The following is a 17849-nucleotide window of genomic DNA, read 5'->3' as shown; positions in this document are numbered from 1 at the left end:
CCGATGAAACGCCTACGATGGTTCGAGACTGTCTAGGGGAGCGTTGATCCGTGTCGATTCTGGAAAAGGTCCTTCGCGCGGGCGAGGGGCGAATGGTGCGCCGGCTGAAGGCCATCGCCGCCGCCGTCAACTCGATCGAGGACGACTACGTCAACCTCACCGACGAAGAGCTGAGCGGCATGACCGAGCAGTTCAGGGAACGGCTCGCCGAAGGCGAGACCCTGGACGACCTGTTGCCCGAGGCGTTCGCGGTCTGCCGGGAGGCAGCGGCGCGGGTGCTCGGTCAGCGACCGTACGACGTCCAGGTGATGGGCGGCGCGGCGCTGCACTTCGGCAACATCGCCGAGATGAAGACCGGTGAGGGTAAGACGCTGACCTCGGTCATGCCGGTCTACCTCAACGCGCTGTCCGGCAAGGGCGTGCACGTGGTCACCGTCAACGACTACCTGGCCCAGCGTGACGCGGCCTGGATGGGCCGGGTGCACCAGTTCCTCGGCCTGACCGTCGGTGTGGTGCTGCCCAACCGGCCCGCCTCCGAGCACCGCGCGGCGTACGAGTGCGACATCACCTACGGCACCAACAACGAGTTCGGCTTCGACTACCTGCGCGACAACATGGCCTGGTCGAAGGACGAGCTGGTCCAGCGCGGCCACAACTTCGCCGTGGTCGACGAGGTCGACTCCATCCTGATCGACGAGGCCCGGACCCCGCTGATCATCTCCGGTCCGGCCGAGCACTCCGCCCGCTGGTACGGCGAGTTCGCCGCCGTGGTGGCCCGCCTTCAGCCCGGCAAGGACGGCGAGGGCGACTACGAGGTCGACTACGCCAAGCGCACCATCGCGGTCACCGAGCGCGGCGTGGCCAAGGTCGAGGACCGCCTCGGCATCGACAACCTCTACGAGTCGGTGAACACTCCGCTGGTCGGCTACCTGAACAACGCCATCAAGGCCAAGGAGCTCTACAAGCGCGACAAGGACTACATCGTCAGCGACGGCGAGGTCCTGATCGTCGACGAGTTCACCGGCCGCATCCTGCACGGTCGCCGCTACAACGAGGGCATGCACCAGGCGATCGAGGCCAAGGAGGGGGTGGAGATCAAGCAGGAGAACCAGACCCTGGCCACCATCACCCTCCAGAACTACTTCCGCCTCTACGACAAGCTCTCCGGCATGACCGGTACGGCCCAGACCGAGGCGGGCGAGTTCAACAAGGTCTACAAGGTCGGCGTGGTGACCATCCCGACCCACCGGCCGATGGTCCGGCAGGACAAGGCCGACGTCATCTACAAGACCGAGAAGGCCAAGTTCAACGCGGTCATCGAGGACATCGCCGAGCGCCACCAGGCCGGGCAGCCCGTGCTGGTCGGCACCGTCTCGGTGGAGAACTCCGAGATCCTCTCCCAGCTGCTGCGCCGCCGGGGCATCCCGCACTCCGTGCTGAACGCGAAGTTCCACGCCCGCGAGGCGGAGATCGTCGCCCAGGCCGGTCGCAAGGGCGCGGTCACGGTCGCCACCAACATGGCCGGTCGAGGCACCGACATCCTGCTCGGCGGCAACGCCGAGTTCCTCGCCGCCAGCGAGCTGCGCCAGCGCGGACTCGACCCGGTGGAGAACGCCGAAGAGTACGACAAGGCGATGGAGGAGGTCCTGCCGAAGTGGAAGCAGGCCTGCGAAGCCGAGGCCGATGAGGTGGCCGCCGCCGGTGGGCTCTACGTGCTGGGCACCGAGCGGCACGAGTCCCGGCGCATCGACAACCAGCTGCGTGGTCGGTCCGGCCGGCAGGGTGACCCGGGCGAGTCGCGCTTCTACCTGTCGCTTCAGGACGAGCTGATGAAGCGGTTCCGCTCCGGTGCGGTCGAGGCGGTCATGGAGCGCTTCAACATCCCGGAGGACGTGCCCATCGAGTCGAAGATGGTCACCCGCCAGATCAAGAGCGCGCAGGCCCAGATCGAGGGCCAGAACGCCGAGATCCGCAAGAACGTCCTCAAGTACGACGAGGTCATGAACCAGCAGCGCCAGGTGATCTACGCCGAGCGGCTGCGCGTACTCAACGGCGAGGACCTCTCCGAGCAGGTCCGCAACATGATCGACGACGTGATCGAGGCGTACGTCCAGGGCGCCACGTCGGAGAACTACGCCGAGGAGTGGGATCTCGAGCAGCTCTGGGCCAGCCTCAAGCAGCTCTACCCGGTGGGCATCACCATCGAGGAGATGGAGGAGGAGGCCGGCGGCTCCCGGGCCGGCATCGACGCCGACTTCCTCATCTCCCGACTGCGGGCGGACGCGCACGCCGCGTACGACCGTCGTGAGGAGCAGCTCGGTGCCGAGGGCACCCGGCAGCTGGAGCGGATGGTGCTGCTCCAGGTCATCGACCGCAAGTGGCGTGAACACCTCTACGAGATGGACTACCTCCAGGAGGGCATCACGCTGCGGGCGTACGCCCAGCGTGACCCGGTGGTGGAATACCAGCGCGAGGGCTTCGCCATGTTCGCCACCATGATGGAAGGCATCAAGGAGGAGACGGTCGGCTTCCTCTACAACCTCGAGGTGCAGGTCAACGAGCCGGAGCCCGAGGAAGAGGAAATCCAGCTGCTGGACAAGCCGGTGGAGATCCGGGCCAAGGGCCTCGGCCGTGCACCGCAGCAGCAGGGCCTCCAGTACTCCGCCCCCACCATCGACGGTGAGGCCGGCGCCGGGGCGGTTGCCGTGCAACGCGACGACCAGCGCGCCCCGGCGCTCGGCATCGGTGGCCCGGAGCCCGACGCGCCGGCAGCCCCCGGCCGCACCGCCCCGGCTGCGCCGCAGCGGCAGGCCAATGCCGTGCGCGGTGCCGGAGTGGCATCCAGCACGGCCCGCCAGATGGCGGCCAACGGGCAGGCCGCGGCCAGCAACGGCCCGTCCCGCAACGCACCGTGCCCCTGCGGCTCCGGGCGTAAGTACAAGCGCTGCCACGGTGCCCCCGGTGGCACCTCGGCCAGCTGACCGAACACACTCGAAGCCCCGGGCACCGCTGACGCGGTGTCCGGGGCTTCGACATTCCCCCCTGCCCTACGTCGCCCCTTTCCACGCTTGCTCGATGTGGGATCGAGTGGTCTCGGTGCGGCAGGTGACCACTCGATCCAGGATCGAGCGCGATCTTGAAGATGCTGTGGGTGATGTTGAGGGTGGCCGGGGCGGCCTGGGCGGGATGGGGGCTGCCGGGGGTGGCAGGGCGGGCTGCGGGGGATGTCAGGGTGTCAGAGGACGCGGAGGTCGGTGCAGAGCCAGGTGCCGCGCCGGTGTTCCAGACGTAGTGCCATGGCCCAGTTGGTGTCGACGACGCCGGTGAGTACGGCGGCGGCCTCGATGGCGGCCGGGTGGAGTTCGCAGACGCGCAGGCGGCGGAGCCGGAGTGTGGGGCGGGGGGTCCGGCGGCGCGTCGGGACGACGCGGGCGGTGGCGCGCGCCAGCTCGGGCAGCAGTTGGGCGCTGCGTGCGGGGTCCAGTTGACGGCGAAGTTGCACCGGCGGCCGGAAGCCGTTGAAGACCTCGATGCAGCTCGCCACGAAGCGGTGGGCGACCCGGGTGGCCGACGGGGTGGCGGTGGCCAGGGCACCGGGTGGTAGCTGCCGGACCGGATCATGGCCGGGGCGTACGGGGACCGGGCGGGCGGTGACCCGCTGGTAAGGGAGGCGTTCCGCAGCATGACGAGCGGATCGCTGCTGGGCGGAGAAGAGGTCGAGGGCGAGTTGGCCGTCGCCCGGCTCGGGCCACCCGGCGTTCTCGTCGACGAAGGGCGGGTCGTACGCGGGTGCCGGCCGTAACCGCACGGGCGGGTGGCTCGGCCCAGGTCGCCGGGGATCGATCATCGCCCTGGCCTCTCACTCGATTCGGTTTTCCCTACGTTTGCTTTCGTTTGCCTTCGACAGACTTCATTCTGTGGCACGACAGAGCCGTCGGTCAATGCCTTCGGTGATCGTGCGGCCACCCGTGGCCGTGCCCAGGGGCGACTACTCGGGCTCGCGCTCGGTCAGCGGATTCCCGCGTACCCACTCGGCGGTTTCCGCGTACTTCTGCTGGATGTACTCCTCCAGCCGGGCGCGCTCGACGCGCCACTGGCCCCGACCGCCGATCTTGATCGCAGGCAGCTCGCCGCTGCGCACCATGTGGTAGACCTGCGAATCCGACACGTTCAGCTCGGCGGCCACGTCGGACAGGAGCAGGAACCTGGGCTCCACGTGAACTCCCCGGGTTGGCGTCGTTTGCCTCAGTTTGCCATCGAGGGACGACAGGGTCTGCCGCCGAGGGGTGACTTCGACACACCCGCCGACCCGAGTTCCCACCACGGCGGCGTGGGGTGTATGACGTTCAGGGTGAGCGTGCGCCCGGGGCGGCGCAGTCGCCGACCGGAGCAGAGCAGGGGAGACCGACCGTGACCGACCAGCTTGTCCGGGTGTACCTGTCGGCGACCGTACCGATGCTGACCAGGCTGCCCGAGCACGGCCTTGCCGCGACCCAGGCGCACGCGGTGACGCCGATGCTGCGCGAGTGGTACGCGGAGGGCGACGAGGAGGAGTTGGAGTACGTCGCCTTCACCCGGGCCGCGCAGGACGCCCTGCAACTGCTCCATCACGATCCCGCGGCGCCGCGTCGGCGGGTCGTGGTCTCGGCGGACCTGCCCGCGTCGGCGCTCGGCCGGGGTGACGGTGAACTGGGTTCCAGCGTGGTGGAGCTGCGTGGGGTGGTAGCGGTAAACGCCGTGGCGGCCCTGCACGTCGACGGCGTCGACGCCGTACCGGATGTCACCGCCGCCGCGAAGGTGGTGGTGGAGGCGCTGGCCGGCGACCCGGACGCGCAGTTCACCGTCGATGGTGTCGAGGACCACGAACTGGAGTGGTACGACCCCAGCGAGCTGGACCTGCTGCTGCGCGACGCCGCAGACCAGGGGTGAACCGCGCGCTCAGCGCGTTGCGCCGGCCTCGGCGGGTTCGGGGTCGGTCTCCGGTGCCGGGGACAGCGTACGGCCGAAGATGATCATGGCGGTGAGTGCGCCCACGAACAGCACCCAGATCCCGTTGTCCACCCGGGAGGTGCCCAGCGAGGTCTGCGCCACCGCGTCGGCCTCGCTCAGCGCGGCGGCCAGGTCGATCAGGGAACGCCCGCCGACCCGGATGATCACCTCGGCGAGCAGCAGCAGGAGCCCGGGGCCGGCCCCGGCGACCAGGTACGCCGGCCAGCGCAGGGCGGTGACTGTGGTGTCGCGGCGGGCGGCCCGCCGTCGGGCCCAGGTGAGGTAGCCGAAGGCCAGCAGGCCGGCGATGAGGCCGGCGAGCAGCGATTCGGTACGCGAGACCCAGGTGGCCGCGGTGACCAGCGACTGCTGGCTGTCGCCCGCGCCGAACAGGTTGAACAGGGGATCCCGGGCGACGCTGAAGCCCACCACGAAGAGCAGCGTGCCGAGCGCGGCGGAGGCGACGGCACCGATGACCGCCCCGTTGCGAGCGCCGGCCAACGCGCCACCGATGACGGCCGCGGCGGCGGTCGTGCCGGCGATCGTGCGGGTGGTGGTGTTGCCGTCGTAGCTCAGCGCGATGGCGAGGGCGGCGGCGAGCCCGACCAGCAGGCCGACGCCGACCGCCACCGCGAAGCGCAGGGTGGCCCGATCGCCCCGCCGGGTGACTGGCTCGCTGGCCGCCAGTCCCACCGCAGCACCGGCCACCAGGGCGGCCGAGATCACGCCGGGCAGGGCGAAGGCGGACAGGCTGATCGCGGTGACGCCGGCGGTGGCCGACTGGATCGCTTCCCGGGTGGACCAGAGCATGGCGGCCAGCCAGCCGGTCGCCAGCAGCGCCAACCCGAGGGTGCCCGGCGCGGGTGGCGGTGGGGCGGAGCCGTCCGTAGCGTCGCTGAGCAGCACGACGGACCCGTCGGCGTCGTCGGCCGGGGCGGGGCCTGGCCCGTCGGCAGCCACCTCGTCGGTGGTCTGCGGCCGGTCGGGTTGCGCGGCGGTCGGCCCACCGGGCTGGTTGCTCATCGTCTCCCCTTCGCCGCCCGGACCTGGCGATCCGACCCGGGCACGTCACCGGCAATCCAGCGTACGCGGCCCGGCGGAGGAGGAGCCTGAGCCCCGCGCGCCGCCGAAATGATCTATGTTCCTTCGGTTTGCACGGCCTTTAAGGTACGAATCTCTGCCTGCCCCCGCCCGTTGCCTCTGGATCCACGGTCGTCCAGCGGCCGGGGGGTGATCGGTCGAAGCTGGTCGTGGGAAGATTGGCGCGCGGTCCCGCCACCGTTGGGGCCGGTTTCGCCACCGTCGTCGAGATCGCCAGGAGCCCTGATGGACGCCGTGTTCTCCGTACCCGAGCCGCACAACGAGCCGGTGCGCACCTACGAGCCGGGCAGCGCCGACGCCGAACGGCTCCAGCGGCGACTCACCGAGCTGGCGGCCGAGCGGATCGACCTGCCGATGACCATCGCGGGCGAGCAGCGGATGGCCGGCGGCGTGCCGATCCAGGTGGTGCAGCCGCACCGGCACGCGCACGTGCTCGGGGTCACCGGGCACGCCACTCACGACGACGCCCGGGCCGCGGTCAAGGCGGCCAAGGACGCCGCACCGGGATGGCGGGCACTGCCCTTCGAGGAGCGGGCCGCGATCTTCCTGCGCGCCGCCGAGTTGCTCGCCGGCCCGTGGCGCGACACCCTCAACGCGGCCACCATGCTCGGCCAGTCGAAGACCGCCGTGCAGGCCGAGATCGACTCTGCCTGTGAGTTCATCGACTTCCTGCGGTTCAACGTGTACTTCGCCCGCAAGCTGCTCGCCGAGCAGCCGATGTCCTCGCCGGGCGTGTGGAACCGGTTCGACCACCGACCGCTGGAGGGCTTCGTCTACGCGGTCACCCCGTTCAACTTCACCGCGATCGCCGGCAACCTGCCCTCGGCCCCGGCCCTGCTGGGCAACACCGTGGTCTGGAAGCCGGGCCCGACCCAGCAGTTCGCGGCGCACTTCACCATGCGGCTGTTCGAGGCGGCCGGCCTGCCCCCCGGCGTGATCAACATGGTCACCGGTCGGGGCGAGGAGGTCTCCGACGTGGTGCTCGCCGACCCCGACCTGGCCGGCATCCACTTCACCGGCTCGACCAAGGTCTTCCAGCACCTGTGGCGCACCGTGGGCGAGAACATCGCCGGCTACCGGGGCTACCCCCGGCTGGTCGGCGAGACCGGCGGCAAGGACTTCGTGGTGGCGCACACCAGCGCCGACGTCGACGCCCTGCACACCGCGCTGATCCGGGGCGCCTTCGAATACCAGGGTCAGAAGTGCTCGGCGGCCTCCCGGGCGTACGTTCCCCGGTCGATCTGGGAGGGTGGCCTGCGCGACCGGCTGGCCGCCACCGCGGACGGCCTGACCTACGGCGACGTCACCGACTTCCGTAACTTCGGTGGCGCGGTCATCGACGACAAGGCCTTCTCCCGGCACACCGCCGCGCTTGAGTTGATCTCCGGCGACGACAGCTGCCGGATCATCGCCGGTGGCACCGCCGACGACTCGGTCGGCTGGTTCGTCCGCCCGACCATCTTCGAATGCGGTGACCCGGCGCACGAGACGTTCACCACCGAGTACTTCGGGCCGATCCTCGGCGTGCACGTCTTCGACGACGCCCGCTTCGACGAGGTGGTCACCCAGGCCGAGGCGATCGCGCCGTACGCGCTCACCGGTTCGATCTTCGCCACCGACCGGCGGGTGGTCGACGCGGTGGCCGAGAAGATGCGGTACGCGGCCGGCAACTTCTACATCAACGACAAGCCGACCGGTGCGGTCGTCGGGCAGCAGCCCTTCGGTGGTGCCCGCGCCAGCGGCACCAACGACAAGGCCGGTTCCTGGCACAACCTGGTCCGCTGGATGTCCCCCCGGACGATCAAGGAAACCTTCGTGCCCCCCACCGACCACACCTACCCCCACATGGGCTGAGGTGTAAGGAAGGGCCCCTTTCTAACGCCTCGTGCATAGGAAGGGGCCCCTCTTAACATCGCCGCTCGTGGGGACCGGGCGCTCGGTGGGGGGCGGGTCGGTCGTGGTCGGGTGGGGCGGTCTGTGGGGCTGCGGGGTTGACCGTCGCGCACCGACAGTGCACATAGGAAACCCCAATGGGTGGCGAAACGGTGAAATCCTGGACGCCAGCCCGTCAAAGTGGCAGCGTGAACGGCATGGCGGAATCCGGAGTCAACCCCACGGCGGCGGCCCTGCTCGGGCTGCTCCACGAGGGCCCCATGACAGGTGGCCAGTTGATGGCCGCCGCCGAGCGCCGGCTGGCGCCGTACTGGTCGATGACCCGCAGTCAGGTCTACCGGGAGTTGCCGGTGCTGGCCGAGAAGGGCCTCGTCCGGCTGGGTAAACCCGGGCCGCGGATGAGTCAACCGTATGCGATCACGGCAGCCGGTAAGCGGACCTTTTCCCGCTGGCTGGCCGAGGATCCGGGGCGGGACACCATCCGCAACCCGATCGCCCTGCGGATCGCCTTCGGGCAACTACACTCCGCGACCCAGCTGAAGAGCCTCCAGGCCGCGGCCAACGAATACCACACCGAGGCGCTGGCCCGGGTCCGCGAGCAGGTCAAGAACGCTCGCAAGGAAGGCGACACGTACGACGCGAGCGCGCTGGAGTTCGCCGTGGCGTACCACAAGGCCGCCCTGACCTGGCTCAAGAACGCACCAGTCAGCAGCTGACCAGCCCTCGTTTTGGCTCGGAGTGCGGGGCTCGCAAGCTCACTCCTCCTCCGAGCGGAGCTGTTTTGGCTCGGAGTGCGGGGCTCGCAAGCTCACTCCTCCTCCGAGCAGTACCCTTGTCTGTCGTGACAGCTGCCGATTACGCCGACCAGCTCAAGGACCTCGACGCCACCCTGCGCAACATCGAGGCGGTGCTCGACCTGGACCGCCTGCGGGCGGACAAGGCCCGCCTGGAAGAGCAGGCGTCCGCCCCGGATCTGTGGGACGACCAGGCCCGGGCCCAACAGGTGACCTCGCAGCTGTCGTACGTCAACGGCGAGATCGAGAAGCTGGGTAGCCTGCGCTCCCGGCTCGACGACGCCAATGTGCTGCTGGAGCTGGCCGAGGCGGAGGCCGACTCGGGAGTCCTCTCCGAGGTCGAGTCGGAGGTCGCCGGGCTGACCAAGGCCATCCAGGAGATGGAGGTCCGCACCCTGCTCTCCGGCGAGTACGACTCCCGGGAGGCCCTGGTGGCCATCCGGGCGGGCGCCGGTGGCGTGGACGCGGCGGACTTCGCCGAGATGCTGCTGCGGATGTACCTGCGCTGGGCGGAGCGGCACGGCTACCCGACCGAGGTCTACGAGACCTCGTACGCCGAGGAGGCGGGCCTGAAGTCGGCCACCTTCACGGTGAAGGTTCCCTACGCCTACGGCACGCTGAGCGTGGAGTCCGGCACCCACCGGCTGGTGCGGATCAGCCCGTTCGACAACCAGGGCCGTCGGCAGACCAGCTTCGCCGGTGTCGAGGTGCTGCCGGTGGTCGAGCAGACCGACAGCATCGACATCCCCGAGAACGAGATGCGGATCGACGTCTACCGCTCGTCCGGGCCGGGTGGGCAGAGCGTCAACACCACCGACTCGGCGGTGCGGATCACCCACATCCCGACCGGCATCGTGGTGACCTGCCAGAACGAGAAGTCGCAGCTGCAGAACAAGGCGTCCGCGCTGCGCGTGCTCCAGGCGCGGCTGCTGGAACGCAAGCGGCAGGAGGAGCAGGCCAAGATGGCGGGCCTGAAGACCGACGCCGCGGGCTCGTGGGGCGACCAGATGCGGTCGTACGTGCTGCACCCGTATCAGATGGTGAAGGATCTGCGTACCGAGCAGGAGACCGGTAACCCGAGCGCGGTCTTCGACGGTGAGCTCGACTCCTTCATCGAAGCCGGGATCCGTTGGCGCAAGCAGCAGCAACTCGCCGGCGACGCTGCGTGACCGGTCGTGGGCGGAGTGCGTCATCGATCTCCACATGACGTGCTGGATCAATGACTTCCCCCGCAACGGCGGGGCGTAGGACTTGGCACGACAGTTACACGGCGTAGACTCACCACCCGTGATTCAGCTTGAGCAAGTGACGAAGACGTACCCGAAGGCGTCGCGGCCTTCGCTCGACAACGTGTCCGTGTCGATCGACAAGGGCGAGTTCGTCTTCTTCATCGGCCCATCCGGCTCCGGCAAGTCCACGATCATCAAGATGCTGCTGCACGAGGTGACCCCCAACAAGGGTCGCGTCGTCGTCAACGGCAAGGACGTCACCTCGATGCGGTCCTGGAAGCGCCCGCACTTCCGCCGCTCGATCGGCTGCGTCTTCCAGGACTTCCGGCTGCTGCCCAACCGCACCGCGTACGAGAACGTGGCCTTCGCGCTCGAGGTGATCGGCAAGACCAAGGCGGTGGCCCGCCGGGTCGTGCCGGAGGTGTTGGAGCTGGTGGGTCTCGGTGGCAAGGAGCATCGCTACCCGCACGAGCTCTCCGGTGGTGAGCAGCAGCGTGTCGCAGTCGCCCGGGCGTTCGTGAACCGTCCCCTGATCCTGCTGGCCGACGAGCCGACCGGAAACCTGGACCCGGACACGTCAATCGAAATCATGCGCCTGCTGGACCGGATCAACCGCACCGGCACGACAGTCGTGATGGTCACGCACGACTCCAACATCGTGAACCAGATGCGCCGCCGGGTCATCGAGATCGAGAGCGGCCGCATCGTCCGCGACCAGGCCCGCGGCGTCTACGGGTGACGAGCGCAGCCCACCGCACCCCGATCTGACGACGAACACCTCACGCCGGAGAGCCGGAGGAATATCCCGATGCGGATGAAATACGTCCTGTCCGAGGTACTTGTCGGACTGTGGCGCAACGTGACCATGACCATCGCGATGATCATCACGTTGGGCGTCTCGCTGACCATGCTCGGTGCCAGCGGCCTGATCTACACCAAGGTCGCCGACATGAAGGACCTGTACTTCGAGAACATCCAGGTGTCGATCTTCCTGCAGACCGACATCTCGGAAGAAGACCGTGCGGCACTGGGCTCCCGGCTGGAGGCCGACCCGCTGATCTCACAGGTCACATACGTCAACAAGGACGAGGCCTTCCAGCGTTTCCAGGAGATGTTCCGGGACTCGCCGGACCTGCTCAGCGCGGTCAAGGCGGACCAGTTGCCCGAGTCGTACCGGCTGAACCTGGTCGACCCGGAGCAGTACAAGTCCATCTCGGAGCAGTACTCCTCGGCCGCCGGGGTCGACCAGGTGGTCGACCAGAGTCAGGTGCTCGACAAGATCTTCAACCTCTTCACGGCCGGGCAGAACGTCGCGCTGGCCGCCGCCATAGCCATGGCCGTCGCCGCGCTGCTCCTGGTGGCGAACACGATCCAGGTGGCCGCGTACAGCAAGCGGCGTGAGGTCGCGGTCATGAAGCTGGTCGGCGCCTCGAACTGGTTCATCCAGGCACCCTTCGTCCTGGAAGCGGTGGTCGCCGGCCTGATCGGCTCGGTGCTCGGGTTGGGTGCCCTGGTCGCGTTGAAGAAGTTCCTCTTCGACGACGCACTCAGTGCCCTGCAGGGCCTGTTCGCCCCGGTCAGCTGGAGTGAGGTGCTGCTGACCTTCCCGGTGATGGCGGGCGTCGGTGGCCTGATCAGCGCGATCACCGCCTGGGTCACGCTCCGCTTCTACCTGCGGGTCTAGCTTTCGGTACGACAGTCGCAAGGGCTCTTCGGCGCTGGAATAAACCGCGCGGAAGGGCCCTTGTCGTTCGGGTAGCATGATCTCCGCTCTCCGGCCGGCATGTCGCACGTCGCACGTCGCCGGGGAAGCAGGCAACGAAAGGAGGTGGCGCGGCGATGCCACGGGAAAAGGGGCGCAAGGTCGTCGCCTCCAACAAGAAGGCCCGCCACGACTACGCCATCCTCGACACGTACGAGGCGGGCATGGCGCTGACCGGCACCGAGGTGAAGTCGCTGCGGGCCGGGCGGGCGTCGCTTGTCGACGCGTTCGCCCAGGAGCGCGACGGTGAGCTGTATCTGCACGGCATGCACATCCCGGAGTACACCCAGGGCACCTGGACCAACCACGAGCCTCGGCGTACCCGCAAGCTGCTGCTCAAGCGGTTGGAGATCGATCGCCTGATCGGCAAGACCCGGGAGAGCGGGCTGACCCTGGTGCCGTTGCAGGTCTACTTCTCCGACGGCTGGGCCAAGGTGGAGATCGGCCTGGCCAAGGGCAAGAAGGCGTACGACAAGCGCCAGGACCTCGCCAAGCGGGACGCCGACCGGGAGATCCAACGTGCGGTCGGTCGGCGAGGAAAGGGCATGGCTGAGTGAGTTGTCCGGTTCGTCCTTCGGTCGCGTCGGCGACGTGACCTCGGGATGAATCGGGTTGCGGCAGGCGTTACGCTTGTCGGAGCCGCCGGAAGTTGGCGGCCTGTCGAGGGGGTGACTGGTTTCGACTTCGTACGTTGCGGCAGGGGAAGCGAGCCGAGGAAGCCGACGTCGTCTCGAGAATCGTTCGTCGGAAACCAATAAGCGCCAAGAACGAACGCGCTGACTTCGCTCTCGCCGCCTGAGGCGAGTAGCAAGTCTGTCGGCCTGGGAGCGCCTTCGACCCAGATAGCCGGCATCAGCTAGAAGGCTGGCCAATCGGACCCGGTCGCGGGGTCCGTGCGGCGAGATCAATCAGCGACTGGGCCCGTCACACCGACTCGCTCGCGTGATCGGAGGGGCCGAGTAGAGGCACAGCGAGCTGCGCTCGGAGAAGCCCTGACAAGGCGGCGAAGGACCCGGGTTCGATTCCCGGCACCTCCACCACCTGACTGCGCGCCCCGGCCACCCGGCCGGGGCGCGCAGTCGCGTCTACGCCAAAAGGTTGATCACACGTTCGTGCCCGAGAGGCACGTCTGCGCCAGAAGGGCCCGACCGGTGTGCCGTGGGAACCAAGTGCAGGCCAGACCCGTCAGACGGGGTATGCGTCTCTTCGCCGCCCGGTTGGGTCTGCCCCTGATGATCGTCGTAGCCGGCTGCGCGCCGGCAGGAACCGGAACCGCACCGACCGGTCCCATCAGCTCCGCTGACGAGCCGGGGCCGTTCGACCGCCGGGCCACCGCAGTGGCCGAGGCGTGGCAACCCGGGCCGGGTTGGCGCGAGGGCTACGTACCGCTGCAGGACCCCGCGGTGCTGATCGGCGAGGCGAACTTCACGCCGGCGACCCAGACGGCGTTTCAGGCCGGCTGGTACCGCAAGCCGGCCGACCTGCCCGTACGGCAGCCCGACGACGGCACCATCCGCTTTCCCGACGGGCAGCTGCGCGTACCACTTGTCAGCGCCACCGACGCGTTCCTGACGCTCACCCGCGGCAGCGACCCGCCGTCCTGCCCGCAGCCGAAGGAGCCCGCCATCCCGCCGCCGCCCGCACCCGGCGACGAACCGGACGACACGGTCGTCGGCCGGCCGCAGGGGGAGTGCGTCGCGCTCACCATCAGCAAGGTCGAACTGGGTACCGCGCCGCTGCGTACCAGCCGTGGCGAGGCACAGGTGCCGGCCTGGCTGTTCACCGTCGAGGAGATCGGCGCCGTGGTGGCCGCCGCCGCCGTCGCACCGCACGCGGTCGATGCGGTGCCCGAGCCGGTCGCACCCTCCGACACCGCTCCGGAAGGGCTGGTCGCCGCGCAGGACATCGTGGAGATCGACGGGACCCGGCTGGCCTTCCGGCTCGGGGTCGGCAGCTGCGACACCGACATCACCCCGCTGGTGCAGGAGCGCGACGACGTCGTGGTGGTGGGCGGCACTGTGGTGCGCTCCACCGACGTCTGCGACGCGATGCTCAGGATGGAGCCGGTCGAGGTGACGCTCAAGGAGCCGCTGGGCGCCCGGCCGGTCCTGGACGCGCTCACCGGCGCACCGCTGCGCATCGGCGGCAACTGAGCGCCGTGAGCGCCCTGTGGCGTTAACAGGGGGCCCTTCCTATACCCCAGGCGTTAAGAAGGGCCCCTTCCTTACACCTCACCCCTAGAGCAGTGGGGGGATGTCGGTGCGGATGGGTACGGGCAGCACCGTCGGGCCGTCCGCGCGCAGCGCCACGTCGAGGGCCTCGCCGAGCTGATCGGGGCTCTCGACGACCGCGGTGGCGCAGCCGTAGCCACGGGCCACCGCGCTGACGTCGATGCCGGGAAGATCCAGCCCGGGTACGCCGGGAGTGTGTTTGAGTTCGGCGAACGCCTTGAGGATGGCGTACTGCTGGTTCACCGGTACGACGACGACAAGTGGCAGCCGCAGTTGGGCGGCGGTCCACAGGGCCTGCACCGAGTAGTGGAACGAGCCGTCGCCGATCACCGCGATCACCGGCCGGTGCTGGCCGGTGTCTCGTTGGGCCAGCGCGATGCCGACCGCCGCCGGAAGGCCGTAACCGAGCCCACCGCTGGCCATCGTGAAGTACGACCCGGGTCGGCCGAACCGTAGCCGGCGACGCAGGGCGGAGAGGTTCGACGGCGACTCCTGCACGAGCACCCCGTCGGAGGGCCAGTACCGCGCCAACGCGGCGAAGAGCGCGTCCGCACTCAGCGGGAGGGAATCCTCGACCGGTGGCGGATCAGGTGGGGTGGCCGGCGGCGGCCGATCCGCCGACGGCAGCAGTTCGGCAAGCGCGGCGAGGGTGAGTCCGGCGTCGCCGAGCAGACTGTCCCCGACCGGAGCGCGAGCCGCCTCCTCCGGATCGTCGGTGACGTGCAGCAGTTGGGCACCCTCGGGCACGGTGTCGCCGGGCACGTGCGGGTAGTACCGGAACACCGGAGCACCGACCACCAGCACGGTGTCGTGCCCGTGCAGCCGTTCGGCCAGCGGCCCGGCGGCGTAGGGCAGCACGCCCTGAAAATGCGGGTGGCTCTCGGGGAAGGCGGTCCGCTCGGGCGCGGGCGCCGACCAGACCGGCGCGGCCAGCCGCTCGGCCACGGCCACCGCCGAGTCCCAGGCGTCGGCGCGGTCCACCGCCGCACCGAGCACCATGACCGGTGACCGGGCGCTGGTCAGGGCGGCGACGAACTGCCGCAGCCGCTGCGGGTCGGGCGCGAACCGGGTCGCCACGGACCGGACCGCGGGTGGCGGATCGGCGGGCTGCGCCCAGTCGTCCAACGGCAGGGAGAGAAAGACCGGCCCGGCGGGCGGTTGGATCGCGGTGGCGTACGCCCGCATCAGCGACGCCGGCACGTCCTGCGCGCGGACCGGCTCGTACGCCCACTTCACGTACGGCTGGGGCAGCTCGGTGGGACGGCGGGCGGTGAGGCGCGGTTCGAGCAGCAGCATCTGCCGGGTCTGCTGCCCGGCGGTGACGATCAGCGGTGTCCGGTTGTGCCAGGCGGTGACGATGTTGCCCATGGCGTTGCCGGTGCCGGGTGCCGTGTGCAGGTTGACGTGCGCCGGTCGTCCGGTGACCTGGGCGTACCCGTCGGCCATGCCGACCGCCGACGCCTCGTGCAGCGCGTGCACGTACTGGAAGTCGTCGGGGAAGGCATGCAGGAACGGCTCCTCGGTCGACCCGGGGTTGCCGAACACGGTGGTCATGCCCAACGCACGGAGCAGCTCGTAGGTGGTGTCGCGGACCGTTGCCATCGCCCCTGAATCTAACCGGGCGGCTCCGGCCGACAGGGCCATTCGGCGTTGCCGGAGCCCACCGTCAGCCGGTTCGTCCCAGGTGCTGGCTGCGATTATCGACAGCCGTGACGGATCTCCGCGCACCACTGTCGATCACCCGACGATCAGACCTTCGCCACGGCCGGGGACGCAAGCTATCGTGCCAGACATGGCTACGACAGCGCGGATGGCATCGACAGGGCTCGTTGGTGGTCTTCATGACCGGCCCTCTCGGCTGCTACACGGCTGACGGGTACACGTGATGCAGGGAGAGGGGCAGGCGATCGGCGGGCGAGCCATGGAGTCGATGACCGGGAAACTACTGGTGGCGACGCCCGCACTGAAAGATCCGAACTTCGACCGTACGGTGGTCCTGTTGGTCGCCCACGAGCCCGGCGGCGCCCTCGGCGTGGTCCTCAACCGGGCGACCGAGGTTCCGGTGGCCGACGTGCTGCGCGACTGGGGTGATCTGGCCCGGCACCCGGCGGTGCTGTTCGAGGGCGGCCCGGTGCAGCCCGAGTCGGCGATCTGCCTGGCCCGGATGCATTCGCCGGTCCGCCGTCTCAAAGGCTTCCACCAGGTCTCCGGAGCCGTCGGCACCCTCGACCTGTCCGTCGACCCGGACCGGCTGCGGGAGAGCGTGCAGACCATCCGGGTCTTCGCCGGGTACGCCGGCTGGGGCAGCGGGCAACTGGAGCAGGAGATCGAGGAGGGTTCCTGGTTCGTGCTGGACGCGCTGCCCGGCGACGCCTTCGTCGAGCGCCCCGACGACCTGTGGCCCATGGTGCTGCGCCGGCAGGGCGGCATGATGGCCGCGGTGGCACATTTCCCGCCGGACGTGACGCTCAACTGACCCGCCCGGTGGGTACCCCCGCCAGATGACCATGCCGGGCGCCGTGTGTATAGTTCTTCCAGTGCCCGGGTGACCGGGGACAACCGCAAGGGGCCGTGGCGCAGCTGGTAGCGCACCACACTGGCAGTGTGGGGGTCAGGGGTTCGAGTCCCCTCGGCTCCACCCTAGCGAAAACCCTGGTGGGGGACATAAACCCCCACCAGGGTTTTGTCGTTTCTACTGCGCCCGGTTCGCTTTGTGCCAGATCCGTGCCAGATCGAGCGCCGGTCCTGCCCCACGCCTCCTGAAGCCAGGCGTTCAACGGCGGCGGCGACGGCTGCCCGGGCGGCGGTGCGGATCACATGTCAGATCCGGTGTGAGGTGCTCGGGTGGCAGCACCAGCTATGCCTCCGGGGCAGTGTCGACGATCGATATTTGGTAGCCTTATCGGCAAGGGCATCTATGATGTCGTATATGACACTTTGACGTGTAAAAGGTACGACAACCCGTCATTCGCCTGAAGGTTGAGCGCCCTGGTGGGCGAGAGAAGTCGCCCACCAGGGCGCTTTTCGTTTCCCTTTCTCCGGCTCCTAAAGCGAAAGATGGTTGTCATGGCCGCTTCCCTCTTTCTGTGATGCCGCCTCGCGCCTCGTCGATCAGGGTGTCGAGCGCGCCGGCGATGGCGTGATCTCGGTCACGGGGTGGCGTGCTGGTAGATCAGCGCTGCGCGGGTGCTGGAATGGCCGATGCGCGCCATCAGTTCTTTGAGCGTCGCGCCACTCTGTGCCGACTATGTGCTGCCGGTGTGCCGCAGGTCGTGAAGGTGTAGGCCAAGACCGGCCGGGATGCCGGTGACGGTCAGGGCCTTCCGCCAGATCCGGTTGAAGTTTCGGCGGCGCGGGAAGCCGCGGTGCGAGCCGCGGAACAGCCGTCCATTGGGGCCACCTTCAGCGAACTCTGCTAGGTGCCATTCCACATCGGCGCGCAGTCCGGCCGGCAGGTTCATTGGCCGTTTGCCCGTCTCGGATTTCGGGTCGTCGTCCAGGCATTCGTGCTTGACGAATACGCGCTCTTGCCAGTTGAGATCGCCGGCGAAGTGGCGAGGAGGGCCGGTTGACCACGTCGGAGACCGGCCGATTAACCGCCACAGTGCGGCGACCACGCGCCGCTGGCCTGCCTCGGCCCTGGACCGGTCGGTGCTCATCCGGGTCGGGTGCGCTCGGCGTGCGATGGCGGGTGTCAGGGAGTCGCGAGGTCACGTTCGGTGATCTCGGAGCTGAATTCCACCCTGCTTGCACGTTTTGTGGTGGCAACTTGTGACAGGCCTTTACATAGATCATTCGACATCTCTACAGTCCGGATCACTGGTCTGCACGGGGGTGTCTGATGGCTGGT

15 protein-coding genes, 1 tRNA gene and 1 other RNA gene are annotated in these 17849 nt (G+C 69.0%); 12 read left to right on the top strand and 5 right to left on the bottom strand.

From position 1 onward, the window contains the following. Window positions 1–50 precede the first annotated feature (50 nt). Entirely contained in the window at window positions 51–2981 is a 2931-nt protein-coding gene (gene secA, locus C1A38_RS13765; RefSeq protein ID WP_102658221.1) for a preprotein translocase subunit SecA, read from the top strand. A gap of 254 nt (window positions 2982–3235) precedes the next feature. On the opposite strand, the gene C1A38_RS13760 is transcribed toward secA, so the two are convergent. Beyond that, window positions 3236–3847: an Rv3235 family protein gene (locus tag C1A38_RS13760; protein ID WP_102658220.1), complete on the bottom strand. Its 612-nt coding sequence runs from the start codon at window positions 3845–3847 to the stop codon at window positions 3236–3238. Window positions 3848–3988: 141 nt separating this feature from the next. Beyond that, entirely contained in the window at window positions 3989–4216 is a 228-nt protein-coding gene (locus C1A38_RS13755) for a helix-turn-helix transcriptional regulator (protein WP_102658219.1), read from the bottom strand. Window positions 4217–4410: 194 nt separating this feature from the next. Here C1A38_RS13755 and C1A38_RS13750 point away from each other — a divergent pair, with 194 nt between their 5' ends. Continuing rightward, window positions 4411–4929 carry a DUF6912 family protein gene (locus tag C1A38_RS13750; RefSeq protein ID WP_102658218.1) on the top strand — a complete coding sequence of 173 codons (519 nt, stop codon included), beginning with the start codon at window positions 4411–4413 and terminating at the stop codon, window positions 4927–4929. A 9-nt stretch (window positions 4930–4938) separates the two neighbouring features. Here the strand turns inward: C1A38_RS13750 and C1A38_RS13745 are convergent, their stop codons facing one another. Continuing rightward, the gene (locus C1A38_RS13745) at window positions 4939–6012 is read right to left on the bottom strand and encodes a hypothetical protein (RefSeq protein ID WP_102658217.1); all 1074 of its coding nucleotides are present in this window, start codon (window positions 6010–6012) and stop codon (window positions 4939–4941) included. A gap of 303 nt (window positions 6013–6315) precedes the next feature. Here C1A38_RS13745 and pruA point away from each other — a divergent pair, with 303 nt between their 5' ends. The 8 genes from pruA to C1A38_RS13705 all read left to right on the top strand — a co-directional run bounded on the left by pruA (window position 6316) and on the right by C1A38_RS13705 (window position 13921). After that, a complete protein-coding gene (gene pruA, locus C1A38_RS13740; protein WP_102658216.1) occupies window positions 6316–7944 on the top strand; it encodes an L-glutamate gamma-semialdehyde dehydrogenase in 1629 nt (542 codons plus the stop codon). A 236-nt stretch (window positions 7945–8180) separates the two neighbouring features. Further along, window positions 8181–8699 (top strand): PadR family transcriptional regulator, encoded by a 519-nt coding sequence (locus C1A38_RS13735; RefSeq protein WP_102658250.1) that lies wholly within the window; start codon window positions 8181–8183, stop codon window positions 8697–8699. A 125-nt stretch (window positions 8700–8824) separates the two neighbouring features. After that, on the top strand, window positions 8825–9946 hold the full coding sequence (prfB, locus tag C1A38_RS13730) for a peptide chain release factor 2 (protein ID WP_102658215.1): 1122 nt from the start codon (window positions 8825–8827) through the stop codon (window positions 9944–9946). Window positions 9947–10064: 118 nt separating this feature from the next. Then, a complete protein-coding gene (gene ftsE, locus C1A38_RS13725; RefSeq protein WP_013731749.1) occupies window positions 10065–10745 on the top strand; it encodes a cell division ATP-binding protein FtsE in 681 nt (226 codons plus the stop codon). Window positions 10746–10814: 69 nt separating this feature from the next. Next, a complete protein-coding gene (gene ftsX / locus C1A38_RS13720; RefSeq protein WP_102658214.1) occupies window positions 10815–11690 on the top strand; it encodes a permease-like cell division protein FtsX in 876 nt (291 codons plus the stop codon). A gap of 155 nt (window positions 11691–11845) precedes the next feature. Beyond that, the gene (gene smpB / locus C1A38_RS13715) at window positions 11846–12325 is read left to right on the top strand and encodes an SsrA-binding protein SmpB (protein ID WP_013731751.1); all 480 of its coding nucleotides are present in this window, start codon (window positions 11846–11848) and stop codon (window positions 12323–12325) included. Window positions 12326–12432: 107 nt separating this feature from the next. Further along, window positions 12433–12808: a transfer-messenger RNA gene (gene ssrA, locus C1A38_RS13710) on the top strand. 156 nt (window positions 12809–12964) lie between these two features. Then, window positions 12965–13921, top strand: a complete 957-nt coding sequence (locus C1A38_RS13705) for a hypothetical protein (protein ID WP_102658213.1) — start codon at window positions 12965–12967, stop codon at window positions 13919–13921. 84 nt (window positions 13922–14005) lie between these two features. Here C1A38_RS13705 and mdlC read toward each other — a convergent pair whose 3' ends face one another. Beyond that, window positions 14006–15601, bottom strand: a complete 1596-nt coding sequence (mdlC, locus tag C1A38_RS13700; RefSeq protein WP_102658212.1) for a benzoylformate decarboxylase — start codon at window positions 15599–15601, stop codon at window positions 14006–14008. A gap of 283 nt (window positions 15602–15884) precedes the next feature. Here mdlC and C1A38_RS13695 point away from each other — a divergent pair, with 283 nt between their 5' ends. Further along, window positions 15885–16475, top strand: a complete 591-nt coding sequence (locus tag C1A38_RS13695) for a YqgE/AlgH family protein (RefSeq protein ID WP_102658249.1) — start codon at window positions 15885–15887, stop codon at window positions 16473–16475. A gap of 89 nt (window positions 16476–16564) precedes the next feature. Beyond that, window positions 16565–16637 (top strand) — tRNA-Ala (locus tag C1A38_RS13690). A 607-nt stretch (window positions 16638–17244) separates the two neighbouring features. Here the strand turns inward: C1A38_RS13690 and C1A38_RS30855 are convergent. Further along, window positions 17245–17658, bottom strand: a complete 414-nt coding sequence (locus tag C1A38_RS30855; protein ID WP_146017544.1) for a site-specific integrase — start codon at window positions 17656–17658, stop codon at window positions 17245–17247. Window positions 17659–17849 lie beyond the last annotated feature (191 nt).

The sequence above is a fragment of the Verrucosispora sp. ts21 genome (assembly GCF_002879555.1).
Lineage (GTDB): Bacteria > Actinomycetota > Actinomycetes > Mycobacteriales > Micromonosporaceae > Micromonospora > Micromonospora gifhornensis.
Note: the sequence above shows the minus strand (reverse complement) of the source record. Positions and strands in the feature narration are given on the sequence as shown.